Raw genomic sequence first — 25,604 nt, forward strand, 5'->3', positions numbered from 1 at the left:
CATATTAAAAACATTTATTGTGCCGAACAACAGCGAGGCTTATATCGATTACACTCACTCCGTTGAAAAAACACCCGTAAGGGATGTCATTGAAATCAAAAGCAATCTTATTTTTTTATTAAAACGAACTGAGTATAGCTCCTTTGGAGCAGGACTCCCTACAGACAATCTCGGTGACTTTAAAGTTGTCAATGGCATTTTTATAAACAGTGGCATTAATCAAGAGTTATCCAGTATTTCTCTACGGGTTGGAAGAATAGCAAACCATAGTTTAGGTTTAGAAGATGGTAGACAGTTGTATTTAAAAGACTATGTAGATGGTGGTACTTTAGTAATCATCAGACCTGTAAGCGTAACAAGATTGCAGGCTTTCTTTATTGAAAAGGAGGATTAGCAGTGGACAATAACAAAAAAAGCATTCAAGATAGTGTAGAAGAACAAATCGATATTGATGAAAAATTAGCTGAATTTGATACATCATCCAATATACGTAATTTAAAAGGATTGTTAGGAAAAATCATTGTATATATTGCAATATTCATGTCTCTTTTCCATCTGTACACCGCAGGTTTTGGGACCCTCTTAGCCATGAAGCAAAGAACAGTTCATTTACTATTTGTATTTGTTTTGGGTTTTTTACTCTATCCTCTTCGTAAAAAATCAGATAAAACAAAGGTACCTTTTTATGATTGGATCTTTATGGGGGGCGGAATTTTAGTTACTTCTTATATTCTGTTCTTTTACGAACAACTAGTACGACGTGGTGGCATGCCTACCAACTTAGATATTTTCATGGGTATTATAGCAATACTCCTAGTATTAGAGGTAACACGTCGTAGTATTGGACCAGAACTTCCTATCATTGCAATTATTTTTATTGCCTATGTTTTTATGGGGCCTTATATACCCGGTATGCTAGGTCATAGAGGATATAGCGTAGCCAGAATCGTCAATCAGCTTTACATGACTACCGAAGGTATATTTGGAACACCCTTGGGTGTCTCCTCCACCTTTGTTTTTATGTTTATCTTGTTCGGAGCCTTTCTAGAAATAACTGGCGTCGGTCAATTCTTCATTGATGTGGCTTTTGCCGCAGCTGGTCACCGAAAGGGCGGACCTGCTAAAGCAGCGGTAATCGCCAGTGGATTCATGGGATCTATTTCTGGTAGTTCCATCGCCAATACCGTTACCACAGGTGCTTTTACCATTCCACTTATGAAAAAGGTAGGATATAAGCCTAATTTTGCCGGTGCTGTAGAAGCTGCTGCTTCTACCGGTGGCCAAATTTTACCACCTGTTATGGGGGCTGCTGCATTTATTATGTCAGAGTTCACTAACATCCCCTATATTACCATTGTTAAAAGTGCCGTTGTACCGGCTTTATTATATTATTTAGGCGTGATCATTATGGTTCACCTTCAAGCTTCTAAGCAGGACCTTAAAGGAATTCCCAAGGAAGAGCTTCCGGATTTCAAACAGACTTTTAAAATGGGCTTTCATTTGCTCTTGCCACTTGTATCAGTTGTAATCTTCCTGATTAGATACTCTCCTTTGAAAGCTGCATTCTTAAGTATTCTAGTAGCTTTAGGTGTTAGTATGCTTCGTAAACATACAAGAATAAAGCCAAAGGATCTTTTAGTTGCTTTGGAAAGCGGTGCCAAAAAAGCAGTGAGTGTTGCAGCTGCTTGTGCCTGCGCAGGAATTATTGTAGGAATTGTTACTTTAACTGGCTTAGGACTGACCTTTGCAAATCTAATCATTAATTTAGCTGGTGGAATGCTTTTACCTACTTTATTCTTAACAATGATAGCTTCAATTATATTGGGCATGGGACTCCCCACCACAGCAAAGTACATTGTGTTGGCTACCATGGCTGCACCTGCTTTAGTTGAATTGGGTGTACCAATCATCGCAGCTCATTTATTTATTCTATATTTTGGTGTAATCGCCGACGTAACCCCACCTGTTGCCTTGGCAGCCTATGCTGGTGCAGGCATAGCTGGCGGTGATGCCTTTAAGACAGGCATACAAGCTTTAAAACTAGGATCTGCAGGGTTTCTCATTCCCTTTATATTTGCAACAAGCCCAGCACTTCTACTGATTGATGTGACACCAGTGCAAGCAATTATTGCCATCGTTACAGCCTGCTTAGGAATCGTAGGCTTTGCCAGTGCCGTACAGGGTTATTTCTTAAGCGTTACAAAAATCCATGAACGAATTATGTTCCTATTTGCTGCCTTTTTCTTGATTCATCCAAATGCAATGATTGATATTGCCGGTTTAGTATTACTTGCCATTCCAGTGGCATTACAGTATACTAGACATAAAAAAGAAAAGACAGAAAAAGAAAATATGCCAATTAGAGAATCTATGTAGTTTATGAAAAAAAGCTGAGATCCTCGGACTCCAGTTTTTTTATAGACATAACTGACTTATTTTAAAAGAAAAGAGCAGGTACCCTTCAGGGTGCCTGCTCTTTTCTATGATTGTTTACAACATCACAACATCATAGGGATTCAATACTTTTCTCTACTTAGTTTCTAGTTAGTCCCTCCATACTATAAGTAACATCTATTGTAAATTCAAGGGTATCGGTAATATGTGCCGCATACTTCGCATCTGTGTATTGACCCAAGCCACCAACATTGTATATTTTACTCATGTCATATCCTTTTGCTTCTAAAATCTCCATCATCCATGCCACACGTGCACCAGATTGGCACATAATGAAGATTGTTTTATCCTTTGGAAATATTTCATTTAGAATTGCATCAGATTGATCGTAAGCTGCGATGGGATCTGTTGGTACGCCACCATATAATTGAACCTTCGTTTCATCTGAGTGTGCCTCGGCATTGAACATCAATGCGAAATAAGGTATCACCTCAAAGTTTTTAAAATGTTTTTTTGCATAGTCGTCATAATCTCTTAAGTCAATATACACAACATCACTTCTATTAAGGTACTGATCTAAATTTTCAACATTAATAGAAGAACAATCAGCAGAAAATACGTTTTCTTTACATTCATCCTTTACGCTTTGTGGTAATTCCTCTTGGAATATATATCCTTGTTCTTCTAATTCTTCTAAGAGTACATATCCTTGTTCCATTGGATTTTGTACCCATCCATCGGCAATAAGTTCTACCTCGGTTTGCCCTGAAGAGCATCCTGTAAGTGCTAAAATTGAAATAAGTAGAATTAATAATTTTTTTGACATTTGCATTCCCCCTAGAACTTTTATAATTTATTCTTGAAAAAATTCATTCTCTGCATGGTAATCCATCATTCCATCAATGATTCGAATGATGTTATTTGTTGAAACAGAAGAACCGGTAAATGTATCAATTTCAAAATCTTCTCTTCCTTCACCAGCAGTATAATCATCCATATCAATGTCCCACATCGTACTCAATGTTTGAAGATATGAATTTTCTTTACCATTGAAAAAAGAGATATACTCATCTTTAAAAACTTCATAGGTCACTCCCGCTGGAGTTGGATCACTATCCCCCCAAAAACCAGCAAGGTAATCTCCTGAAGCATCTTGGTCAAAAGAGATATGTCTTAAAACAACATCATCAGGATTTTTACTACTTGGTAAACTTAGTTCAATATAAGCAGTTTGCCAATAATTTACAGCTGCCGAACGACAGGTACAGGATAAATACGTAACTTGATATTTAACATAGTCCCGTGATTGATACTCAAAATTTACAAAGGCATAGAAATCAGATTCATTTTGAGGACCATCAATATGGGCAAAAGGAATTACTGCAACAGGATTTGCAATAGAGCCAGGACCTAGGTCTCCACTCTGGTTAAGAAACTCGTTAACCATTTCTAAAGTAACGTCTCCTGTCTCTACCACCTCTGTTGAGGCTTGATTCTCTTGACCTCCCTCGACTTCAGTTGAACCACAACCAGCCAAACCCAAAACTAGAAAACCAATAATCATTAATAACATAATTTTTTTCATTTTTATCCTCCTCACAAAAATTGCTCATTAAATTACCGAAACATATTTTAATGTTAACTAATAAAGAATCTTGGAAACACCTTGTATCCTGTTGCTTTTTTATCACATCCCTTTTTAATAATGAGTCAATCAATTATATAGACTGTTAAATTTTTGTGTTAAATAGACTTCTGTAGCTCTTATTATATTCTAGTTTCACCTACAGGGATAATAAGAGTTAGTTATGATGTATAATGATCACTTATACTTGATTAAAAATTAACAATTTCCATTAGCGTAATTGGCTTTTCCAAAAAAAATATTTCATGATATAATAACAATTAGTATTCAACGATAAAATGAGACTTACTTTAGAGGGAGCGGATCAAATGAACCTCCAATATTTAAAAGCTTTTTATGTCACAGTAAAGCTAAATAGCATTTCCAAAGCAGCCAAGGAACTCCATTTAACCCAACCAGGCTTAAGTATGCAAATTCAGTCTTTAGAAAAGGAGTTAGACGTAACGCTTCTCAGTAGAAGTAACAAAGGGGTTGAGCTGACCGAGGCAGGAATGGTGGTCTTTGACTATGCAAATACCATTCTTTCTATGCAGGGCAACATTGAAAGGGATTTAGAAAACCTTAAAACCAGTAAGAAGGATTTAATCATTGGTTGCTGTAAGGCCGTAGGAGAATATGCCCTTCCCTGTAGTATTTATGTGTACAAACAAGATCACCAGGATGTGAGCATCACCTATGATGTTACCAATTCAGAAACCGTCATGGAAAATCTTTCAGACCGAACCGTCAACATCGGTCTCATTCATAGTAGTATGAAAAGAAAAAATATCAAAACAGAAAAAATTACCTCTGATAGATTAATCTTAAGTACTTCCTTGCCTATGTTAAAGAATAAAATCACCCTAGAGGAGTTAAATCGTCTTCCCCTCATCTTCCGAGAAGAGGGATCTGGAACACGGGAAACTATCAAACAGCATTTATCCCCTTCTGGTATTAAAGTGCAGGACTTAAATATTATTTATCAACTAAATTCCATGGAAGCCATTAAGACTTCTGTTATCTCTGGTAAAGGTATTTCTTTTATTCCAGCCCTAACAATACAAAAAGAACTTCGGGATGGCGTACTGCATGAGATCGAAATAGAAGGTCTTGATATCTACAGCGATTTTTATATAGCTTATCGAGAGGATCATCAGTTTACAGCCTATGAGAGCCAATTTATCGATTTTATTAAGTCCTCTAAGAAAGGATTTTGTTAAAAAAAAATAGCCTCACAAAATCCAACTGCACCTGTTATCATTCATTGCAAGGTGTGGTTTGATTTTTTTGAGACTACTTTTTCATATTCACATATTATTTTTTATCTATAAAATATATCTAATTAATACTTTACTCCCTATCCATGATCCAACAAACATGAATGCGGCAAAAACCCATCCATGTAATGAAAAGGAAGGAATTGCACTGAAATAAGCGCTGATATTGCAGCCAAAGCTTAAGATTGTTCCATACCCCATCACAATGCCACCAATTAAAGCAAAACAGAGCTGTTTTACATTTTTGATTTTTTTCCACTTAAACTCACTGGCCCATAAAGCAGCTATCAATGCCCCCACAATAACAGCAATATTAAGAACTGTATTTGGATTATTTAAAAAGGTTTGACCTTCCTCTACTCCATTTTGATACACACTAAAATAATACCAGTTGGCAGGAGTGAATCCTATCTTTTCCAAGCCCCATGCCCCCCAATACAAAAACCCTCCGCTCACCCTCCAAGTAGATCCCGTGACAATCAGTAAGCAAATATTGAGTAGGGCTAATAATATGCCTCCAATCCAGTAGGGCCAAGGGTCTTTAACTACTTTATCATACACTCTCAATGGCTTATCCTCCTAACTTAAGGCTATTTTACCTTTTCAATATAGATTTCCCACTCACCTTCTGCAATCTCGATATAATCAATTTCATGTCCTTGCTTTTTAGTCCATTCTACTACATTTCTAATGGAACAATTATGATCTGTGTGCATAATTAAAAGATCACCTATTTCCATTTTTTTTAATTGCTTTAATGCCTTTAACAAAGGGATAGGACATGCCTCATATAGACAATCTAACTTGTACTCTTCCATCGTCTACCTCCTACATCATTTTCATTATATTATTCTTTTTATCGTACCAATCCGCAATAAAATATAAACTACCCAGTGATACTAATTGTATTATCAAAGAAGGAAAAAAACCAAAGTAGCTAGGAAAATAGATAACTGGTGCCTGAGATATTAATAACCTGTCCCAAAAAGGGAAATGCCAGCTTCCTATAAGTGCTCCCACAATAAAACCCATCAAAACCACTAGCTGGAGCATATATCCTTCCCCGATCCGCATCAGTGTTCCAGAGGCACATCCTCCAGCAATCACCATTCCCCCACCAAACAAAATCCCCCCAAAGGCAGTATGGACGCCTACAGGCTTCAGTTGTCCGGGAATATCTATCAACAGATAGTCAGGGTTCATTAACACAGCATGATACTGTATGATAAAAAATCCAATAGTTGATACCATAAATGCTAAAAGGACCGCCTTTAAAAGCGAAGTGCTTCCTACCATAATGGGATCCCTAAATCCTGCAGTAAAGCAAAATCTAGCCCGCTGCATAGTCACTCCCATTAGAATACCAATGATCCAAAAGCTACTAAATTTCAAATTATAATTGATAAGCACTATATATACTAACAATGCCACAACTGTCACTACCCTTGCATATGGTAATTGATTTTTTCTTTTTCTCAGTTGCTTTGTTCTTTGCTTTTTTAGTTCCTCGATCTTACTAGATGACATCAAGCTTTTACCTCCTTAAGCCATTGCTCCAATCAGTTAATACTCTATTATTATGAGACTATGGAGTATATAGTTAATTATATCACAAAACATATCTAGTCTTTATAGCACTTTTGTAATTAAGTCAACTACGATTTTTACTTTTATAAATCATTGATTGAATAATGATAAAAATTCTTATGACTCTTTGTGTTGACCTTCTATAATTTCAACAAATTTAGTAGATGCAGGAGAGAGAGACACTTTTTAAAAAACAAAAACCGATGCCTCTTTTAGGTATTGCATCAACAATCTGCACCTCATGTAATCTCTTATTTTGTAGGTATTCCTTGGAAAAACTTTTGCATTTTGCTACCTCACTAAAAACCTTATACAAATCTAGTTTTGCTATCATATAAGCTTATATTAAATATTACATATATTTATTTTACTTATACCATAAATATAATGTATAGTACAAGTATAGAGTTGGTAGTTTAACAAAAAGCCAATCATTAAGGAGATGTTATAAATGGAAAGAATAGTAGGAACTGTGGTTAGAGGTCTTCGTGCACCGATCATTAGTCAAGGAGATTCTATACCAGAGATCGTTGTTGATACAGTACTAAAGGCTTCACAGGTAGAAGGATTTACCGTGAATGATAAGGATGTTGTTGCCATCACCGAATCTGTAGTGGCTCGTGCACAAGGAAACTATGCAACCATCGATGCCATTGCAAAGGATGTAAACTCAAAGTTTGGAAATGACACCATCGGCGTGATCTTCCCTATATTAAGTCGTAACCGTTTTGCCATTTGCCTTCGTGGCATAGCCAAGGAGGCTAAGAAAATCGTTTTAATGTTTAGCTATCCATCGGATGAAGTGGGTAACCACTTAGTAGATCTAGATTTGCTTGATGAGAAAGGCGTTAATCCTTGGACAGATGTTTTAACCGAGAAACAGTTCCGTGATTACTTTGGATATGAAAAACATACATTTACAGGTGTTGACTATATCGATTATTATAAGTCTTTAATCCAAGAATATGGTGTTGAATGTGAGGTTATTTTCTCCAACAATGCCAAGACAATTTTAGACTATACAAAAAATGTTCTTGCCTGCGATATTCACACAAGATCTAGAACAAAAAAAATACTGAAAGCCAACGGCGCTGATAAAGTTTACAGTCTCGATGAGATTTTATCGACATCTATTGATGGAAATGGATATAACCAGGACTATGGTCTTTTAGGCTCAAATAAATCAACTGAAAACAGTGTTAAACTTTTCCCTCGGGATTCCCAGCCTGTTGTTGATAAGATTCAATCTATATTAAAAGAAAAAACGGGAAAAACCGTAGAAGTCATGATTTATGGAGATGGTGCATTTAAAGACCCTGTGGGGAAAATTTGGGAACTTGCTGATCCTGTTGTATCACCAGCCTACACATCAGGACTTGAAGGAACACCTAACGAAGTTAAATTGAAATATCTTGCGGATAATAACTTTGCTCACTTAACAGGCGCCGCACTAAAAGAAGCAATCTCTACTCATATTAAAAACAAAGGTTCTAACCTTGTGGGTGCCATGGAAGCCCAAGGTACGACTCCTAGAAGACTTACTGACCTGCTAGGCTCCCTGTGTGACTTGACTTCAGGAAGCGGAGATAAAGGGACCCCTATTATATACATCCAAGGTTACTTTGATAACTACACGGAATAAAACATGTATTCATTAATACAGAAGGTAATGGGACAATGATTCAATTCATTGTCCCATTACCTTTATGATCTGATAATTACATTCTTAACGAATCCATTCTTGATTTAGATCAAGTCCATTCATTAATTCAATAATTTTATCTTTTCCACTAACATTCTCTTTTTATTTGCATTTTTATTTAGTCTTCCTCCAAAAACATTGACTGCCAAACCTAACATTACCAACAAAGCTCCAATAATCTGCCACAGAGAAAATGTCTCATTTAAAAACAAGGCAGCACTACTCATACCTATTACTGGAACCAATAAGGAAAAAGGAGAAACTACAGCTGCAGGGTAACACGAAAGTAATCTGCCCCATAGCCCATAACCACCTAATGATGCAAAGTATGCTAAGTAAATTATTGAAACTATTGTTATCCAATTTAGAGAATCCCAGGCTAACTTCCATGCAGTAGCTCCTTCAAAGTATAAGGAGAAAAGACCAAGGGGTAGAATAGCAATCCCACCCGCCCATACGACTAAAGATAACATAGAAAAAGGAGGAGCGTCTTTTGTTGTACGTCGCATAATTACATTTCCAATCCCCCAGCTAGCAGCTGCAATTAATGTTAACCAGAATCCAACTGCTGTCATACTGCCTCCTTGCTGTGATCCTACAACAACCATACCTCCTGTCGCTATTATAAGACCAACTACATGATTCCATTTCCACTGTTCTCCTAGAAACAAGGTCGCAATAACTAAAGTAAAAAAGACCTGGGACTGGTGCACAAGTGATGAAAGCCCCGCAGGCATACCTAGTTTAACTCCCATAAAAAGAAAAGCAAATTGTCCAACATTTAGGGTCAATCCTAGAGCAATGAGCCATCGCCAATCTACTGGTGGCTTAGGCAAAAAAAAGATAGCAGGTATACAAACAACCATAAAGCGAATGGTAGCTAATAACAATGGTGGCATATCGGCCAATCCAAGTTTAATAGCTATAAAGTTCAGTCCCCATAAAGTTGCCACAATTAATCCTATCCCTATATCACGTTTATTCAATAGTACAACCCCCCTAGCTTACAGCTAATGGAATATTAAAAAGAGTATTAAGAAAATACGGAACCATTACAACAGTTGTTATCATTTGTCCTACAAATATAGATACGATTATCTTCCATGAAGACAGTTTGGCTAGATCAATCTTTAAACTTCTAACTACAATTGCAGGAATAATACCTGTAAGAGCAGAAGTTAAAACAAAATGTGGCATAAAAAGTCCTGTAGGTCTAACTATGTGGCTAACAATATCCCCTATTGTACCTATTATTCCACCAACTACAGGTCCAAATACTAAGCCTCCAAATATAATTAGAAACCCGCCAAACTTTATAATACCTGGAATAGCAACAATTCTTGACAGTACAATGTTTAATGAAATTAAAAAACCCGATATTATAATAATCTTTGTATCTAACTTTTTCATAAAAATACCTCCTTTCATACAAAATATGACAGACTGTCATATTAGAAAGAAGATATTACTGATATTAACAGCGAACGCAATAATATGTCGCAAGCATTTGCTCTTCGTTCAAATACAACGTTCCATCCTTTGACACTTTACGCATATTATTTACTCTGTCTTCTAATATTTATATTGTTATATTAAAGATAACCTCGCATACATTATATACCAATACCCAAAATACAACAAATTTAAATTAGTCTTATTAAATTCGGATTGTATGATTTTTATCTTCGTGTCTTTCTGGCTTTTCTCGATAATCTCATCCATACACGAAATAATTCCCATATCCTGTGTTCCGTCAACAACGCCGACAGAATTGTTCAATTGAATTAATTGACATACATACTGTTGAAAATAAAATATGAATAGAACTGTCTTTCCATGAGCAATAAAGAGAACCAGGGTTAAGATGAGCCAAAAGCGATAAATTTTCCACTAAAGAAATTTGATATTCATGGTGAGTACGTCATTTACCTAACATGCTAAAACCGCCTTTATAATAATTAGTAACGAAAATCAATCCGTTCACATTTATTATTGGGGGGATTTAAAAAAGTCAAGTATTTTTTGAAATATGTACTAAAGCTAAACAAAATGGAGGAAAAGAAAAAACCAGCAGTCATTAAGAACGCTGGATTTATGGTGGGAAGCTTTGACGGCCTAGTATCCATTTTTTTTAGGATAGGGTCCACGGACAATAAAGCTATAAGAGAGAGGGTGATGTTACCACCACCCTACCAGATGAATCACTGAAATTTAAGGTAATGAAGGGATTAAAATCATTGCGTCTGATTGTATTCTAAAGTTGGAATTTTGAAATATTCTTCTTCATTTCCTCGGCCAATTGACCTAAAGCTTCACTTGAATTTGCAATCTCTATCATAGAGGCAGTTTGCTCTTCAACAGAAGCAGCGGCTTCTTGTGTTCCTGCTGCAGTTTCTTCTGATATAGCCGATAGGTTTTCAATGATACTAATAACTTCACTCTTTTTACCTTCCATTTCTTTTCCCGATAAGGTAATCATTGAAATTAATTTCTGTATGTTTTCAATTGCTTTAGCAATTCCTTCAAATTTATCATTAGTCATTGAAACACTCATTGTTTGAGATGTCGTGATTGAATCTACTTCTTGCATTGTGCTAACGGTGAGTTCTGTTTTAGCTGTTAACTCTTGAGTAATAGTAGCTATTTGTTGTGTAAATTCACTAGAGTTTTCTGCTAGTTTTCGTATTTCCTCTGCTACAACTGCAAATCCCCTTCCGGCGTCCCCTGCTCTGGCTGCTTCTATAGCAGCATTTAATGCTAAAAGGTTTGTTTGCTCTGCTATACTTCTAATCATTTGGCTAGCAACTTCTATTTTTTGTGCACTTTCATTGGTATTAATAATAACGCCATTTATGATTTGTAAAGCTTCATTATTAGATTCTGTTTTTTCTACTAAGTCTTTAATAATTTCAGAGCCTTCATTTTTTAGGGTATTAACGACATCAATCGAAGTATTTAATTCCTGAACATATTGCTGATCATTTTCTATCAATTTACCTAATTCATTAATACTTCCTGCTCCAAGTTCTGTATCTTTGGCTTGTTCACTTGTACCCCTAGCAATCTCTTCAATTGTTTTTGCTACTTCTTCTGCTGCTATGGCGGATTGTTCACTGGTGGCAGTCAATGCCACTGATGAAGAAGCCACTTGATCGGAAGTATTTACAATTTGTTGGATGAACTCCCGTAGACTGTTTGTCATTAACGTAACATTTTGATGGAGCTGGCCTAGTTCATCCTTGCTTTTAATATCTACATTGTCTTGCTTAAGGTTACCACTGGCTATTTTTTTTGTGATTTCATTAATTAGAATTATCGGTGAGATCAGCTTCATGCTGAAGAGTATTGCAATTATAACTGCGATGAAAATACATGTTGCAGAAATAATCAAAAATATCCATTTTAAAGAATGAACATTTTGTTGTATTTCAGCTTGTTCAACAGAAAGTCCTAAATACCATGGTGTGTTTCCCATAATATTCACAGGAACAATTGTTGTTAAGTATTCACTTCCATGCAGATCATGTTCCAATAAAGCATAACGAGAATCATCTTGTGATTCTTTATGATCCCATATATATTTTATGGGGTGTTGTTGCATGCTCTCAGATTCTGTAATTAATTCGCCTAGAAGGGAATCCTCTGCTCCATGGGCTAGTATCATACCATGTTGGTCAAAGATAAAACCGAATCCTGTTTCCCCAAATTCCAATCCAGTGATTATCTCTTGTATTCTATCTAATTCTAATGTTGCATAACCTACTCCTTTAGTCATATTTTCTTCATTCATGATTGGCGATACAACAATCACAGATAGTTTTCCAGATGTATTTGATACCAGTACATCAGAAATCATTGACTCATTTGTAGTCATTGTATGGGTAAAATACTCCCGGCTAGCAATGGAACCTTCTTCACCGATATAATTCCATCTCGTTCCTTCTGCATTTGCCATGGAGATATTGGCAAATGTATCTTGAAAAGAGGGAAATACCCTTGCTAATTCCGGAACAGCTTCTTCAGGGTTAGCATCAAGCAAACCTTTAAGGCGAGAAAAACCTTCTACCTTGGAAATCGAATCTACTAAAAACAGCTCTACTTCTTGAGTTCGTATATCAACAGCACTTTTTAAGAGGTCATCATTTGATTCCAGCATAGACCTCTTAGAAAAGGTGTACCCCCCAAATGATAACAAAGATAAAGATAGTACAATTAACAGCGAAATTACTAATGATAATTTTAAGCGAATACCCATATGTAATCATCTCTCCTATCTCTTCTGTAATCTGTAAATACAGCTGTTTATAAAATACTGAATCTCTTATAAGTTCAATTCTAATGCTTCATGACAGTTCACCACCTTCCTTAGTTATTAAATTGCAACACAAGTTTGGATTTCCCATAAGAGCCTCTTCAAAGAGTACACAAATTCCATAAAAAAATAAAATACACCTGATCAAAATGGTAAAATGGAAGTGGCTAAACAGCCTCAAATACCATATTATGGGTGTATTTCCATAAATTCACAATCGAAGTTGCTACCCCTCTACTATTACTATAGCACACTTATATTTGATTCAGAATGCATAGATGACATTAATCATGTAAATGATCTGATTGTCCTAAAAAACATCAGTAAAAGATGCAATACTTACTATCACCACCACATTTTTCCTCACTAAAAAAGGCAGTATGAGAAAATTCTTCATACTACCCACTCATATTTATAATCTAAAATATGTCAATTAACCAATCGAAAGAACCGTCCCCCAGATTCACCCCAGATTCATGCTTCAAAAGCTATCACAGAGGATAATAATTTCTTAGCATATTCATTTTCAGTTCTCGCTAGTTCTGTTATAGGCAACCTTTCTTCTATCTTACCTTTATATAGAAACAGTACCTTGTCACATAAACTGGCCACGGCCTGAAGATCATGGGCTATAAACAAATAGGTAAGATTTAAATCAGTCTTAAGCTCTTTTAATAAATCTAATATCTGAGCTTGTATTGAGACATCTAGAGAGCTTATGGCTTCATCCAAAATAACAAATCTTGGCTTGGTAGAAATTGCTCTAGCAATACACACCCTCTGTAATTGTCCTCCACTTAGTTCATGGGGGTATCTATTCAAAAACTGCGATGACAGATTTACTCTATCTAACAGTTGCGTTGCTTTGGTTTTTATATGCTCTTGCTTGCCTCTTATCATCATAGGCTCTGTAATAACTTGTTCTACAGTAAATCGTGGATTTACAGATGAAGTATAGTCTTGAAACACCACACTTATTTGACCTTGGTTCTTCTTTTTCCATACTTGTATACTTTCATCCTCTAAAGTAATCAGCCCTTTATCTGGTTTCTCTAAATCCATGATCAATCTAGACAACGTACTTTTACCGCTACCACTTTCTCCAATCAAGCCAACGCACTCACCTTCTTCAATTTCAAAACTAATTCCAGAAAGAACTTGTATTTGATCTTTTCTAAATAGGCTCCCTGCCTTTGAATAACTTTTATATACATTTTGAACTTTTAACATTTATAACTTTAACCTCCTCCCTATTCATAATTTTGTGAAAAGGCTGTGAAAGAGCAATGCGAGTTTCTACTAAATAGCGAGTATAATCATTTTTAGGTTCTTTAAAAATCTGATTTGCATCTCCGTACTCTACACAAGCACCACCCTTCATCACCAATACTTTTTGTGCTAACCTCTGCACAACACCTAAATCATGGGATATAAATAAGATCGCAGTGCCGGTTATACTTTGTAATAGTTCAAACTGTTCTACCACATCACGCTGATTGATAGAGTCTAAAGCAGTGGTAGGCTCATCGGCTATAATAATATCTGGCTTCATAACCATAGCAATCGCAATCATACTCCTTTGGAGCATGCCACCTGATAACTGATGAGGATATTTTTTCAGTACATCTTTTGCATCATAAATACTCATCTTATTCATAGCTTCTATCCCCATTGCCCTTGCATCCTTCTTTGACACCTTTAAATTCTCACAAAGGGTCTCTTCTATTTGATAACCTATAGTATAGAGAGGATCAAAAGCTGTCATTGCATCTTGTAGAATCATTGAAATGTTTTTACCTCTGATCTTTCGCATGGCACCAGAATCATTTCTTTTGATTTCTTTTCCATGAAGGAAAACAGTTCCCGTTACTTCCAGCCAAGGATTGGTCAAATTTAATATGGCCTTGCATGTCATAGACTTACCACTACCGCTTTCCCCCACAATGGCAAGACAGCTATCGGGTTCAAGAGAAAAGTTCAGATTGTGAAGGATTCTTTCCCCGTTACGCAAATCAACTACAGACAGATTCTCCACTTTCAACAAACTCATTGTTTTTCACCCTCCTATCCATATGTTTAGGATCCATAATATCCCTCACTTTATCTCCAATAAAATTAAAAGCCGCCACCACCGCTAATATAGCGATACCAGGAGGAATCATTTTTGTGGGATGTGTAATCATAATGTTTTTGGCCTCGTTCAGCATCATGCCCCATTCCGGAGTTGGTGCCTGCACCCCTAGCCCTAAGAAAGATAATGCAGAAACACTCAATATAACTGCTCCTGTATCTAAAGAGGCTAATACCACGATTTCACCTAGAGACCCCGGTAACAAATGGTTTTTCATAATATGAAAGGGACTCCCACCCACTACCTTAGCAAAAGAAATATAGTTTTTATCCATATACTGTATCACAATGGATCTTATCATCCGAGTATACCAAGCCCACTTGGCAATAATATTAGCTATAACGATATTACCCAGTCCAGGCCCTAGCATTCCTACGATGGCCAGTATCATCACTTCACTAGGAAAAGATAGCATCACATCACATAAACGCATGATGATCTCATCTATCCACCCTCTAAAGTACCCTGACACAAACCCCAATATTGTTCCAATAGAAATAGTGGCCAGCGTCGTCCAAATAGACATCCACACTGTAGTACGGATCCCATAGAGTAGCCGAGAGAAAATGCATCTCCCAAGCTGATCTGTACCAAAGGGATATTGTAGACTGATACCAGAAAGCTTTTCTGTAATATTTGTTTCCACAGGATCATTGGGAGCAGCTACCGGTGCTATAACTCCCAACAGAATAATCGTCACAAGGAAAAACAAACATACCCCCGCAAGCTTATCTGATTTAATTTTTTTCCAAATATACATACTATGTTGTCCTCCTTATCCTAGGATCTAAGGATGCACTAATAATATCTACAATTAGATTACATACCACAAACAATAGAGCCATCATAACAATATAGGCTTGAATGATAGGATAATCTCGATTAAATATAGCACTAACACACAATCTTCCAATTCCCGGCCATGCAAAAATGTTTTCTACAATTACAGTTCCAGCTATAAGTTTAGGAATTGACATCCCTAGTGCCGTAATAGAGGATTGGATTGAATTTCTAAATATATGTTTCGTGACAGCCCAATTCTTTAAACCCCTTATACGGGTATACAGTACATAATTCTCATTTTTATTTTGTATCATGTTATTTCGAATCAATCGCGTATAGATGGAAATATAGCTTAAGGATAATGTAGCTGCCGGCAAAATCACTGAGCTAAAACCACTCATCCCACTGGTAGGGAACAAGTCCAATTTTACAGCAAACAACCACATTAGTAGTAGCCCCACCCAGAAGTTAGGCATTGCCGTCCCAACAAATATGATTCCTCGTATTATTTTATCTCCTATAGAGTCTTCAAATATAGCGCATAAAATCCCTGCCACAATACTAATTCCCAAAATCATGATCAGTGCTATTGCTGCCAAATATAGTGTAGCAGGTAATGCGCTTAGCATTTCATCTGAAACTGACTTGTTATTTATATAACTATTTCCAAAGTCAAAGCGAAGACTATTTCCCAACCAAATAATATACCTTTCAAAAAAAGGTTTGTCTAAACCTAACTCTTCCCGCATGGCTGCTACAGCTTCATCGGTAGGGGTAATTTCATTGACCCTTAGGGCAACTTCTGCCGGGTCACTGGTGTTTAAATTAATTAGCAAAAACGAAATGAAGGTTATTCCTATTAATATCGGTATAATAAATAATATTCGGCGAATTATATAATTTCTCATTGATTGCCCCCCTTACTAATTCAGATCTAAACATCATCTTTTACATAGGATTCCTTACCTAGTAAGGAATCCTATGTTTAGCTTTATTGCTGAAAATACATGTTTTCAAAAGGTATCTCATATTGGGATGTATTAAAACCAACACCTCTTAATGAAGGTTCATATACCGCTTTTGTTCTAGAATAAGTTAGTGGTATGTATACACTGGCATCGTGGATATAAGTTAGTATCTCATTGTACATTTCCTGTCGTGTATTTTCGTCGGTTTCTATCATAACATTTCCAATCATTTCATCTAGCCACGCTTTTTTTTCAAGTCCTACTTGAGCCTGATAGTCACCATGGGCTGGGATTCTCCATGAAGATACGTAGGATTGAGGGTCGTAGGGAATACCCCAAGATAAGGAATATTGAAGGTCAAAATCTCCTGTTTTTTGTCGATCTAAGAAGGCTTGTTTTTCTTCACCAACTATTTTCAAGTTTACACCTGCATTTTTTAAATTATCTTGCATATACTCACTGATCATACGTTCTTGACTATTATCGGAATTGTAATAAATAGTGATTTCCATTTTAGCACCATCCTTGTACCGATAACCATCATTACCTAAAGTCCAACCGGCTGCATCTAAAAGTTTTGATGCCTTATCTATATCATAGGACCTTTTTTCCAAGTCTACATTGCAATAGGCAACAGTAGGAGACAGTACGGTATCTGCTACGGATTCCGAACCATTAAGTATACCCTCGGCGATGCCTTCTTTATCTATGGCGTATTGCAAGGCTTCTCTTACCTTGATATCTCCTGTAATCTCTTTATTTGAATTTAATAGGATGGCCCTAGAAGCTATGGGCTCACTCATTACAGTAACATATTTCCCCCTATCTTCTAAAGCCTTAAAGGAATCTAAATCAACCATGTCTCCATCAGCTCCAAATAATAGGTCAATCTCTCCCTTTTCAAGGGCAAGAAGTATGGTTTGATGATCCGGCATAACTTGCCATTTAACGGCATTAAGCTTTGCTTTTTCACCCCAGTAGGATTCATTGGCAGTAAATATTGCATACTGATTTTCTTTATGCTCACTAAGCACCCAAGGACCTGTTCCAATGTAACCATTTACTCCTTCTTTCGTGTTGCCATCAATAAAGGAGTTAGGCGATATAAATCTAAAGGGTCTCGTTAATGCCAATTCGCTAAGGGTAGGATAATAAGCATTTTTTAGGACTAAATCAATGGTAAAGTCATCTATAATATCCACATGATCGATTTGATTTACTAGCTCTAACCATGCATGTCTTTCGAAATTATTCATGACGGCATCGATATTCATCTTAGCTGCTGCTGCATTGAACACCTCTCCGTCAGTAAATTTCACATCTTCCCTCAATTTGAAGGTATAGGTCTTCCCATCCTCTGATATCTCCCAATTTTCAGCTAACCAAGGTTTTACCCCCTCGTCTGTATTTATTACTAAGGATTCAAAAACCATATTTTGTGCTGCCATTTCTCCAGAGTAGGTATGGGGGTTAATATCCCTTATATCCTTGGTACTGGCGTATACCAGCTGTGTTTTTTCTTCACCAATATCTCCACTTGCTTGTGTTGTCGCTGTATTACAGCCTACCATAGAAAAACTTAATGCTAAAACCAATATCATCACTACTATTTTATTGCATTTCATTGCTTTTCCTCCTCCTAATTTAAAATAGATCTAATATTATAACTCTTATCAACTGAAGATTTCACCAGTACAGTTGCTGTTATTAACAAATTTCTGCAACAAAAAATCTCCTTAACTACATAAGGAGATCATTGGTAAAATAACCTGTATTTTATCAAAACATACCCCCCTATCCTCCGTAGAGTTGTGATTTATAATAATAGGCAGGTCTTCTGACTCAAGTATCATCACAGTGCAAAGCCTTCCCATATCAACAGTGGCATATTTTGCACTACTACTCTTTTACAGCGGCGGGACCGTACAGGATTTACACCTGTTTCCCTTTTAATTGAAGGCTCAACTTCCTTGATCCTTCAAACCTATTATCGTAGAATATTAGATTTTTAACAATTTCAGTATATATTGTATATTGTTTCCTGTCAAGAAATCAAGGGGACGGTTCTGTTGATTAAATACAGAAGGTAATGGGACAATGATTCAATTCATCGTCCCATTACCTTCTCTTATTTTTTGACGACCTTCAGCTCATTTTATATGTAAAAGACTTTGAGTTTATGTCATAATGGAAGTAATACTTTATCTATATCATCGTATTTTATTTGTTTCTGGAACTTAAGAGGAGGTTACACTTTTGGAATCAAAAAAAATGATAAATCTGTCATTCCTGTTTATTGTTAATTTTTTAGTCATGGTCATCTTTAATTCAACTTTCACTTTACTTCCACTCTATATACTAAAACTTGGTGGCACTGAGTTTCACTCGGGTCTTCAGACCGCCTTGTTTTTTATTACTGCTATTTGTCTGCGCTTCTATTTCGGACCCTTGGCAGATCGTGTTGGCCGCAAAATTCCCTTACTCATAGGAACTGCCTGCTTTGCTCTAACCTCATTATTATTTTATTATAGCAATAGCCTCTGGTTATTGACTTTAGCCCGTATGCTTCAGGCCCTTGGCCTATCTGCTTTTCTATCTAGTTCAATTTCTGCTGTTGCTGATATGGCTCCAGTAAATAAAGTGGGTACTTATATGGGGGTTTACAGATTGATCGGCGCCTTTGCTTTATTGGTGGGTCCCGCTACTTCATCCTTCATTATGAATCAATTTAGCTTTGGATTTTGGTTTATGACTTGTTTTTTATTTGGTCTTATTGCTCTCATTCTTCTATTTAAAACTCAATTTGTAGAAATCACTCAATCTACAAATTTAAGGATTTCTAATTCCATGTTATCAGTTTTGCTTGATAAAAAATATTGGGCGATCTACTTAGGCATAGGATTAACTGCAACCTCCTTTGGCGCCTTACTTTCCTTTGTGACACTTTACATTTCCAGAGTGACCGAAATCAGTAACCCTGGTATTTATTTTACTTTTTTTGGAATTGCTAGCATTTTCTCCACTCTTATCTCAGGACATCTATCTGATCGTTGGGGACGTTCAATGGTGGCCTGGCCAGCCATAGGCCTTCTAGGTTTGGGTGTTTCCATACTGTACTACCTAGATTCCGGTCAATATACGATTTTAATCATTAGCAGCCTGCTAACTGGTATCGGGTTTAATGGTGGTATTTCTGTCTTGTCTGCTTGGTTGGTTGATTTATCCCCCGTCAGCACAAGAGCCACTGTATTATCTGTACAAGAGAGTATCATTGATTTTTCCATTGGTCTCATTGCTCTTGCACTTGGTTCTTTAAGTAGCTCAATTGATTTTTCCATTTCTTTCCTATTCACTGGGCTGATTGTTGTGGTCTTTGCCATTTCATTGATTATTAGAACCAATGCCTCTTCTGCGACTACCCTTAGAGGTTAAAATAATGAGATTACTTTATCCTCTATGAGCTCTAGGGTTCTAATTAATTATCCTAGGCCCGTTACCCTTTTAAAATATGTAAAATATATTTTTACTTTAAAAAAGAGAAATCCTAAAATGAAAGAGGATTTCTCTTTTTTTAAATAGTTGATATAGATAAGAAGCGTGACATTGCTTATCCATATCATAACATATTAACAAATGGTTACTAACTACTCTGGTAAAAGTGGCAAATTACATGACCTAACTCTAGAGGGATATGGAATCACCTGATTGTATGGATGGGGATGTAACCTCGCATTTAAATCCTGTGTTGAAGGTCTATCAATCCCATTGTTATTCCCATCAAGCTGACACTTTAATATATCTACAATCAGCATTCCAATCTGCCTTCCAAGTCTTAGTCCTTCGTTTAAATCCGATGGAAAGTGTACGCCTCCATATAGGCGTGAAATAGAGTTCTCTTGGGCTAATTCTTTTAAACGCTCAGCTTCTGGAGGGAAAAAATAACTTAGGATGACTTCAGCTGTTCCCGATATAACAGAGTGTCCTGATGGATAAGCTGGAAATTTTGGAGTACAAATTGCTGTAATCAGTTTTGAATCCAATTGATTTGGACGGGGAACGTCCCAAAGGTATTTATAGAACCAAGTGATGACAAGTGCATCGCTCATTCCCGCCTGAACTGCTGCAATTACACGAGCAGATTGAGCTGGACTAAGGTTATAGGTATCTACCAACCGATCTATGATAGGGGTCCATTGCTTTGTAGGTGGCCCGTCTCCCCAGTATTCTGCAATTTTCCTTTGATCACATGTAATATTCTTTAGTACACGCTTGACAATCGATAGCTCTTTACAGAAATCGATATTGTCTGGATGTTGTATTGTAAGTCTAATCATTTTTCCATCTAGTGTCGTAAATCTCCCAGTTCTACTTCTTTTCATGAAGTACAAGGGCCATGAACCAGCGGCTGGGTCAATTCCTATGGGCTTTCGTGTTTCTCCAGCATAAGGCAAGCAGGACCATTTCTTGTGAGCCTTTTTATGGACTTTACCTTTGTTTGGCTTATTTATCTTTATGTTTTTGTTATGAAATCTTAGATATTCTACTGCTATGTTAGAGCGTATCACGATCTTCATAATTATCCCCCATCACTACATAATATTGATTATTACATTATATGAAGGGAAATTGTCTATGTTACTTGAAATATATAAGTCACTGAAGGACTTTTTTAGATGTCCCTTGAAACCACAAGTCTAATCTGGTTTCCCGAAGGATCCTCAGTGATGAATACACCTTCTTCCTTTTTTACCTGATAATTAAGATCCCTTAGTTTCTTTATGACTTTTTCCCTAGCTTCATCACTAGGAAACACAACAGAAAATGAACTCATGCCCACACTATTTTCCGAAGGCGCAGGAGCGCCTATTCCGTTCCAGATATTTGTTCCTATATGATGATGATACTCGCCTGTAGAGAAAAAGACTGCATTCCTTGGAATTCGCATTACCACATCAAATCCCATACCCTGATGATAAAATGCTTCTGTTTTTTCTAGCTCTGACACACTTAAATGTATGTGTCCAATCAGTGCTTCAGAGGGGATTCCTTTCCATTCTTTATCTTCAGCTTCCGCTAACAGGCCTTTTATATCCAATGCCTTTCCTTCTGCTGGCAACACTCCATTCTCCCATTTCCATGTGGAAGGTGGCGTGTCTGCATATATTTCGATTCCATTTCCATCGGGATCCTCTAAATAAATGGCTTCACTAATACCATGATGAGATCCTCCCTGTAATGGATAACTTATTTCTCTTAGTTTCTTTATTATGGTTCCTAAATCAGCCCGGCTCGGTAACAGGATTGCAAAATGATATAGCCCTGTTGTTTGTGATTCCTTTGAAATTATATCTTCAGGCTGCTCAATTTTAATGAGGGGGAGCTTACCATCTGCTGTGAGCGTGATCTTTCCTTCATGATTTTCTAATATAGTAAATCCAAGAACTCCTTGGTAAAAGTTAAGTGTTCTCTCTAAGTCCCCCACTTTAATGTCCACTTGACCAACAAAGGTATTGGGTGGTCGATGATATTTTGACATAATTCACTGCCTCCTTTAAGCCACATAGTGTTTATCTATATAATACCAACTTAAAGATTCCATTAAACTGTCAAGTCATGATCTAATTTTATAATAATCCATGATTGATGTCTCCATGAAGCCACAGGACTTATAAAAATTCAGGGCATTGGCATTTTCAGCAGCCACTTGGAGCATCACTTCACCTGCATTGGCTTCTTTTAGCTTTTCTATAGCCATCATTAGAATTGCTCGTCCAAATCCTTTTCCTCTATACTCAGGTAATACACCTAGACCATATATTCCACCAATTTTAGTACTCAATTGAAGATTGACTTTTCCAATAATCTGTTGATCTTTTTCTGCCAAGTAGATCGTCATCCCCCTCTTTTCTTCCTCTTCTGGTAGTATCAAACCTTCATTTAGATGAGATGCTTTTAAAATATGACAAAATTCATCGCTGAATCGGAGTACAAGCAAAATGCTGAGCAAACCGGAAGTATGGGTTAGAATCATAATTAATCCATGTGAGAAATTAGCCATTACTTATTCTACTATGATATTTATTCTGTCAATTCTATTATACGATTTAATGGCAAAATTAAAAAGCTCCCCTCTGGTTTTGTTTACCAGAAAGGAGCTTTAGGTTCTAATATCCTTAGACTAGAATAAACCTTGTAGATTTCAGTGGTTCTTTGATTGCATAACTTTTTTCAATATCCTAATTCCTTCCGTTATCATCTTTTCATCTACATTTCCATAACCAAAGATTAATTGATTTAAATGCTCATCTCTGCGAACTGCATATTCCCTAACACAGTGGATATTTAGACCTTTACTTTTTAGTTTGTCTAAGTGCTCTTTTGTAAAGATTATGTCTTTCCATTGAGCGACTAAATGCATACCTGTGGATTCTCCCATTATTTTTATATCAGGGAAGTTAATTTTTAGCTCATGAATTAGCTGGTTTTGCCTTCTTTTATAAACCTTTTTCATTTTTCTAATATGCTTGAGTAATTGTCCTTCCTCTATAAACCTTTCCAATGCCAGTTGAGTCAGGGTTTCTGTATGTAGATCGGAGATGTATTTCTCTTTCCTGCAATTATCAACCAGTTTTTCTGGAAGAATTAAATAACCTATCCTTAGGGCAGGAGATAATATTTTACTAAAGGTCCCAACATAGATGACATTTTCTGGTGCCAAGCCTTGAATGGAGGGAATTGGGTAGCCTTCATATCGATATTCACTGTCATAGTCGTCTTCAACGATGTAACAGTTTTTTTGCTTTGCATACTGGATAAGCTCTAGCCGTCTTGCAATAGGCATCACTCCACCCAGTGGAAATTGATGGGAAGGAGTTACTAGGATTAGTTTAGGATGTAGCTCCTGGGGAAGTAATCCTGTATTGAGTCCCTGTTCATCTACGGAAATTGATATACCCCTAGCTCCTCTTCTTTCAAAGGATTTTCTAATCTCTATATTAGTAGGGTCCTCACTGATGAAGCAATCCTCTTCTTTTAATAGTACTTGGGCAATAATCCCGAGGGCTTGCACAGCACCATTAGTAATAATAACCTGATTTTCATTACATTTAACATTTCTCATTTGCTGTAAATAATCTACCAATGTTTTTCTTAATTTTAGATGTCCCATGGTTTCTGAATACCCTAAATCGCTTGGTTCTATTTCTGCGCAAATGCTTTTATAAATTTGCCCCCACTTATTATGAGGAAAGCAGTCTAGGGCAGGTATGCCGGAACGAAAATTTATTTTTATTGATGGTTCCTGATTTTTTGATAGGGTCTGTTTTGGTGTTGATGGACTTTCTTTTATCGTATCTATTTGAAGTCCTTCGGTTATATAGGTCCCCGAGCCTTCATGGCTCTGTATATAGCCTTCGCTCATTAATTGATCATAAGCTTCTATCACCACATTTCTAGAAACATTCAGTTCTTGTGCTAGGGCTCTTGTGGAGGGGAGCTTATTCTCCTCTTTTAATTTGCCAGATAATATCATATCTCGAATCTGACTATACATTTGTTGAATGATAGACATATCACTTTTTTTATTTATTGTAATCCAAATCATTTTCACCCCTCCAAGTGGCTCTATTAAATTTAATTAAAAGCGGATCTACATCTAACCACTTCTCTCATGCTATTATAATACCATAAAATGAAACTTAATTTAGAAGGAGTGGTTTGATGAAACAATCTTATCGAGCATATGTAGAAATGACTTTAGGTATGTTCATATCAGGAAGTGCAGTAGTGGTTGGAAAAATCGTGGTAATAGATATGCCCATTTTCTTATTTCAGATATATAGCTTAGCTATCGCCCTGATTTTTTCAGGAATGATTCTTTTATGTAGGAAAGAGGGCTCTAGTGTAGTACAGCTTTCTAAAAAAAACCTAGTAGTTTTGTTTTTCCAGGCCTTGATGGGTACTTTCTTATATCGTGTATTTCTATTATATGGTCTTCGTTTTACTAGTGCTAGGGAAAGTGGTGCTATTCTTAGTACCATTCCAGCTGTGATTGCCCTTTTATCTTGGATTTTTTTGAAAGAAAAGATTCGCTCAAATACCATTTGGGGGATATTTTTTAGTATTCTTGGAATTATAGTTTTTAATTTCACTACTTCTAGTACTGATATTGCTCTTTCCTATCGTCTATTTGGTAATCTTCTCGTTTTTTTTGCTGTGCTAGGAGAGTCTTTATTTACATTTTTACGGAAAAAGCTTTCACCTGTGCCGTCGCCTCTTGTGAGTACCTTTATGGTTTCTTTCTATGGCTTTATGCTCGCTTTGCCCCTTGCTTTATATGAGCAGTATCATTTCAACTTATCTAGTTTAACCTATAAACACTACTTTGCAATACTTTATTATGGTGCTTTTGTAACGGTACTTTCCTTTTCTCTATGGTTTGCTGGAATATCAAAGGTATCCGGCAGTACAGCAGGTGCCTATTATGGTATTTTTCCTATAAGTGTATTTCTTCTCTCTTATTTTATACTAGGTGAACCTATTTATCTTAAACATATTGTGGGCCTTCTCTTCATTGTTTCTTCTATTATATTACTATCTAAGCAATCTACTGTTAAAGATATCCAAATCGCATCTCATCCAGAAACACACAAGGATAAATAAATAAATCAATGATTTTCGTAAAGGCAAGTCGGGACAATCCTTGCTTGCTTTACGCTAAAACCCTCTTCATATAAGGTATTTAAATAATCTGTTCCCATCCTATCATAAACAGGATATCATAAAACCCAATACTCATTAAATCGAATTTACAACTCTATTACATTA

Annotated in this window: 24 protein-coding genes and 2 riboswitches; of the genes, 7 read left to right on the forward strand and 17 right to left on the reverse strand. The window is 36.5% G+C overall.

Translation table 11 applies throughout. The features are described from left to right. The first annotated feature begins 19 nt into the window (after positions 1–19). Positions 20–394 (forward strand): DUF1850 domain-containing protein, encoded by a 375-nt coding sequence (locus AMET_RS24660; protein ID WP_207636408.1) that lies wholly within the window; start codon positions 20–22, stop codon positions 392–394. 2 nt (positions 395–396) lie between these two features. Then, positions 397–2,376: a TRAP transporter permease gene (locus AMET_RS23510; protein WP_012065658.1), complete on the forward strand. Its 1,980-nt coding sequence runs from the start codon at positions 397–399 to the stop codon at positions 2,374–2,376. Between the two features lie 157 nt (positions 2,377–2,533). Here the strand turns inward: AMET_RS23510 and AMET_RS23515 are convergent, their stop codons facing one another. Together AMET_RS23515 and AMET_RS23520 are read right to left on the reverse strand one after the other, a co-directional pair. Next, positions 2,534–3,220, reverse strand: a complete 687-nt coding sequence (locus AMET_RS23515) for a rhodanese-like domain-containing protein (RefSeq protein WP_012065659.1) — start codon at positions 3,218–3,220, stop codon at positions 2,534–2,536. A 27-nt stretch (positions 3,221–3,247) separates the two neighbouring features. Further along, positions 3,248–3,979, reverse strand: coding sequence for a hypothetical protein (locus tag AMET_RS23520; RefSeq protein ID WP_012065660.1), 732 nt, complete (start codon positions 3,977–3,979; stop codon positions 3,248–3,250). Positions 3,980–4,347: 368 nt separating this feature from the next. Between AMET_RS23520 and AMET_RS23525 the strand changes: the two genes are divergently transcribed. Then, positions 4,348–5,238, forward strand: coding sequence for a LysR family transcriptional regulator (locus tag AMET_RS23525; protein WP_012065661.1), 891 nt, complete (start codon positions 4,348–4,350; stop codon positions 5,236–5,238). A gap of 105 nt (positions 5,239–5,343) precedes the next feature. Here AMET_RS23525 and AMET_RS23530 read toward each other — a convergent pair whose 3' ends face one another. The 3 genes from AMET_RS23530 to AMET_RS23540 are packed head-to-tail and all read right to left on the reverse strand — an operon-like array spanning position 5,344 to position 6,822. Beyond that, complete coding sequence (locus AMET_RS23530; protein ID WP_278184261.1) at positions 5,344–5,856, reverse strand: YeeE/YedE thiosulfate transporter family protein; 513 nt, start codon at positions 5,854–5,856, stop codon at positions 5,344–5,346. 29 nt (positions 5,857–5,885) lie between these two features. Beyond that, positions 5,886–6,113 (reverse strand): sulfurtransferase TusA family protein, encoded by a 228-nt coding sequence (locus AMET_RS23535; RefSeq protein ID WP_012065663.1) that lies wholly within the window; start codon positions 6,111–6,113, stop codon positions 5,886–5,888. Positions 6,114–6,123: 10 nt separating this feature from the next. Further along, on the reverse strand, positions 6,124–6,822 hold the full coding sequence (locus AMET_RS23540; protein ID WP_012065664.1) for a YeeE/YedE thiosulfate transporter family protein: 699 nt from the start codon (positions 6,820–6,822) through the stop codon (positions 6,124–6,126). A gap of 511 nt (positions 6,823–7,333) precedes the next feature. Here AMET_RS23540 and AMET_RS23545 point away from each other — a divergent pair. Continuing rightward, positions 7,334–8,524: a coenzyme F420-0:L-glutamate ligase gene (locus AMET_RS23545; RefSeq protein ID WP_012065666.1), complete on the forward strand. Its 1,191-nt coding sequence runs from the start codon at positions 7,334–7,336 to the stop codon at positions 8,522–8,524. A 122-nt stretch (positions 8,525–8,646) separates the two neighbouring features. On the opposite strand, the gene AMET_RS23550 is transcribed toward AMET_RS23545, so the two are convergent. Both AMET_RS23550 and AMET_RS23555 read right to left on the reverse strand, forming a co-directional pair. Continuing rightward, positions 8,647–9,570: an O-acetylserine/cysteine exporter gene (locus AMET_RS23550; protein ID WP_012065667.1), complete on the reverse strand. Its 924-nt coding sequence runs from the start codon at positions 9,568–9,570 to the stop codon at positions 8,647–8,649. 13 nt (positions 9,571–9,583) lie between these two features. Further along, a complete protein-coding gene (locus tag AMET_RS23555; protein ID WP_012065668.1) occupies positions 9,584–9,994 on the reverse strand; it encodes a folate family ECF transporter S component in 411 nt (136 codons plus the stop codon). 66 nt (positions 9,995–10,060) lie between these two features. Beyond that, positions 10,061–10,154: riboswitch (THF riboswitch) on the reverse strand. A 452-nt stretch (positions 10,155–10,606) separates the two neighbouring features. Between AMET_RS23555 and AMET_RS26380 the strand changes: the two genes are divergently transcribed. Beyond that, a complete protein-coding gene (locus AMET_RS26380; protein ID WP_041721254.1) occupies positions 10,607–10,792 on the forward strand; it encodes a hypothetical protein in 186 nt (61 codons plus the stop codon). A 46-nt stretch (positions 10,793–10,838) separates the two neighbouring features. On the opposite strand, the gene AMET_RS24665 is transcribed toward AMET_RS26380, so the two are convergent. The 6 genes from AMET_RS24665 to nikA form a co-directional block, all read right to left on the reverse strand. Continuing rightward, positions 10,839–12,740 carry a methyl-accepting chemotaxis protein gene (locus AMET_RS24665; RefSeq protein ID WP_198135373.1) on the reverse strand — a complete coding sequence of 634 codons (1,902 nt, stop codon included), beginning with the start codon at positions 12,738–12,740 and terminating at the stop codon, positions 10,839–10,841. Between the two features lie 630 nt (positions 12,741–13,370). Continuing rightward, positions 13,371–14,126 (reverse strand): ABC transporter ATP-binding protein, encoded by a 756-nt coding sequence (locus tag AMET_RS23570; RefSeq protein ID WP_012065671.1) that lies wholly within the window; start codon positions 14,124–14,126, stop codon positions 13,371–13,373. After that, positions 14,101–14,946: an ABC transporter ATP-binding protein gene (locus AMET_RS23575; protein WP_012065672.1), complete on the reverse strand. Its 846-nt coding sequence runs from the start codon at positions 14,944–14,946 to the stop codon at positions 14,101–14,103. Before AMET_RS23575 ends, AMET_RS23570 begins: the two co-directional genes overlap by 26 nt. Then, positions 14,909–15,787 carry a nickel/cobalt ABC transporter permease gene (gene opp1C / locus AMET_RS23580; RefSeq protein WP_012065673.1) on the reverse strand — a complete coding sequence of 293 codons (879 nt, stop codon included), beginning with the start codon at positions 15,785–15,787 and terminating at the stop codon, positions 14,909–14,911. The genes AMET_RS23575 and opp1C overlap by 38 nt, the downstream gene beginning before the upstream one ends. A gap of 1 nt (position 15,788) precedes the next feature. Beyond that, on the reverse strand, positions 15,789–16,718 hold the full coding sequence (gene opp1B / locus AMET_RS23585) for a nickel/cobalt ABC transporter permease (RefSeq protein ID WP_012065674.1): 930 nt from the start codon (positions 16,716–16,718) through the stop codon (positions 15,789–15,791). Positions 16,719–16,801: 83 nt separating this feature from the next. After that, positions 16,802–18,403 carry a nickel ABC transporter substrate-binding protein gene (nikA, locus tag AMET_RS23590; protein WP_012065675.1) on the reverse strand — a complete coding sequence of 534 codons (1,602 nt, stop codon included), beginning with the start codon at positions 18,401–18,403 and terminating at the stop codon, positions 16,802–16,804. Between the two features lie 185 nt (positions 18,404–18,588). Further along, positions 18,589–18,781: riboswitch (cobalamin riboswitch) on the reverse strand. Between the two features lie 253 nt (positions 18,782–19,034). On the opposite strand from nikA, the gene AMET_RS23595 reads away from it, so the two are divergent. After that, positions 19,035–20,210, forward strand: coding sequence for an MFS transporter (locus AMET_RS23595; protein WP_012065676.1), 1,176 nt, complete (start codon positions 19,035–19,037; stop codon positions 20,208–20,210). 212 nt (positions 20,211–20,422) lie between these two features. On the opposite strand, the gene AMET_RS23600 is transcribed toward AMET_RS23595, so the two are convergent. From AMET_RS23600 to pdxR, 4 genes are all read right to left on the reverse strand, one after another. Beyond that, positions 20,423–21,352, reverse strand: a complete 930-nt coding sequence (locus tag AMET_RS23600) for a vanadium-dependent haloperoxidase (protein WP_012065677.1) — start codon at positions 21,350–21,352, stop codon at positions 20,423–20,425. Positions 21,353–21,447: 95 nt separating this feature from the next. After that, positions 21,448–22,314, reverse strand: coding sequence for a VOC family protein (locus tag AMET_RS23605; RefSeq protein WP_012065678.1), 867 nt, complete (start codon positions 22,312–22,314; stop codon positions 21,448–21,450). 75 nt (positions 22,315–22,389) lie between these two features. Further along, positions 22,390–22,836, reverse strand: a complete 447-nt coding sequence (locus AMET_RS23610) for a GNAT family N-acetyltransferase (protein ID WP_012065679.1) — start codon at positions 22,834–22,836, stop codon at positions 22,390–22,392. A 141-nt stretch (positions 22,837–22,977) separates the two neighbouring features. Next, on the reverse strand, positions 22,978–24,381 hold the full coding sequence (gene pdxR / locus AMET_RS23615; protein ID WP_012065680.1) for a MocR-like pyridoxine biosynthesis transcription factor PdxR: 1,404 nt from the start codon (positions 24,379–24,381) through the stop codon (positions 22,978–22,980). A gap of 116 nt (positions 24,382–24,497) precedes the next feature. Between pdxR and AMET_RS23620 the strand changes: the two genes are divergently transcribed. Then, positions 24,498–25,439, forward strand: a complete 942-nt coding sequence (locus AMET_RS23620; protein WP_012065681.1) for a DMT family transporter — start codon at positions 24,498–24,500, stop codon at positions 25,437–25,439. Positions 25,440–25,604: the final 165 nt, after the last annotated feature.

Origin of the sequence: Alkaliphilus metalliredigens QYMF (assembly GCF_000016985.1) — a bacterium.
Taxonomy (GTDB): Bacteria; Bacillota; Clostridia; order Peptostreptococcales; family Natronincolaceae; genus Alkaliphilus_A; species Alkaliphilus_A metalliredigens.

Coding starts and splice junctions, on each gene's coding strand:
- AMET_RS23515 (WP_012065659.1), bottom strand. CDS start 3,220: ATGTCAAAAAAATTATTAATTCTACTTATTTCAATTTTAGCACTTACA.
- AMET_RS23520 (WP_012065660.1), bottom strand. CDS start 3,979: ATGAAAAAAATTATGTTATTAATGATTATTGGTTTTCTAGTTTTGGGT.
- AMET_RS23525 (WP_012065661.1), top strand. CDS start 4,348: ATGAACCTCCAATATTTAAAAGCTTTTTATGTCACAGTAAAGCTAAAT.
- AMET_RS23535 (WP_012065663.1), bottom strand. CDS start 6,113: ATGGAAGAGTACAAGTTAGATTGTCTATATGAGGCATGTCCTATCCCT.
- AMET_RS23540 (WP_012065664.1), bottom strand. CDS start 6,822: ATGTCATCTAGTAAGATCGAGGAACTAAAAAAGCAAAGAACAAAGCAA.
- AMET_RS23545 (WP_012065666.1), top strand. CDS start 7,334: ATGGAAAGAATAGTAGGAACTGTGGTTAGAGGTCTTCGTGCACCGATC.
- AMET_RS23555 (WP_012065668.1), bottom strand. CDS start 9,994: ATGAAAAAGTTAGATACAAAGATTATTATAATATCGGGTTTTTTAATT.
- AMET_RS24665 (WP_198135373.1), bottom strand. CDS start 12,740: ATGCTGGAATCAAATGATGACCTCTTAAAAAGTGCTGTTGATATACGA.
- AMET_RS23570 (WP_012065671.1), bottom strand. CDS start 14,126: ATGTTAAAAGTTCAAAATGTATATAAAAGTTATTCAAAGGCAGGGAGC.
- AMET_RS23575 (WP_012065672.1), bottom strand. CDS start 14,946: ATGAGTTTGTTGAAAGTGGAGAATCTGTCTGTAGTTGATTTGCGTAAC.
- opp1C (WP_012065673.1), bottom strand. CDS start 15,787: ATGTATATTTGGAAAAAAATTAAATCAGATAAGCTTGCGGGGGTATGT.
- opp1B (WP_012065674.1), bottom strand. CDS start 16,718: ATGAGAAATTATATAATTCGCCGAATATTATTTATTATACCGATATTA.
- nikA (WP_012065675.1), bottom strand. CDS start 18,403: ATGAAATGCAATAAAATAGTAGTGATGATATTGGTTTTAGCATTAAGT.
- AMET_RS23600 (WP_012065677.1), bottom strand. CDS start 21,352: ATGAAGATCGTGATACGCTCTAACATAGCAGTAGAATATCTAAGATTT.
- AMET_RS23605 (WP_012065678.1), bottom strand. CDS start 22,314: ATGTCAAAATATCATCGACCACCCAATACCTTTGTTGGTCAAGTGGAC.
- AMET_RS23610 (WP_012065679.1), bottom strand. CDS start 22,836: ATGGCTAATTTCTCACATGGATTAATTATGATTCTAACCCATACTTCC.
- pdxR (WP_012065680.1), bottom strand. CDS start 24,381: ATGATTTGGATTACAATAAATAAAAAAAGTGATATGTCTATCATTCAA.
- AMET_RS23620 (WP_012065681.1), top strand. CDS start 24,498: ATGAAACAATCTTATCGAGCATATGTAGAAATGACTTTAGGTATGTTC.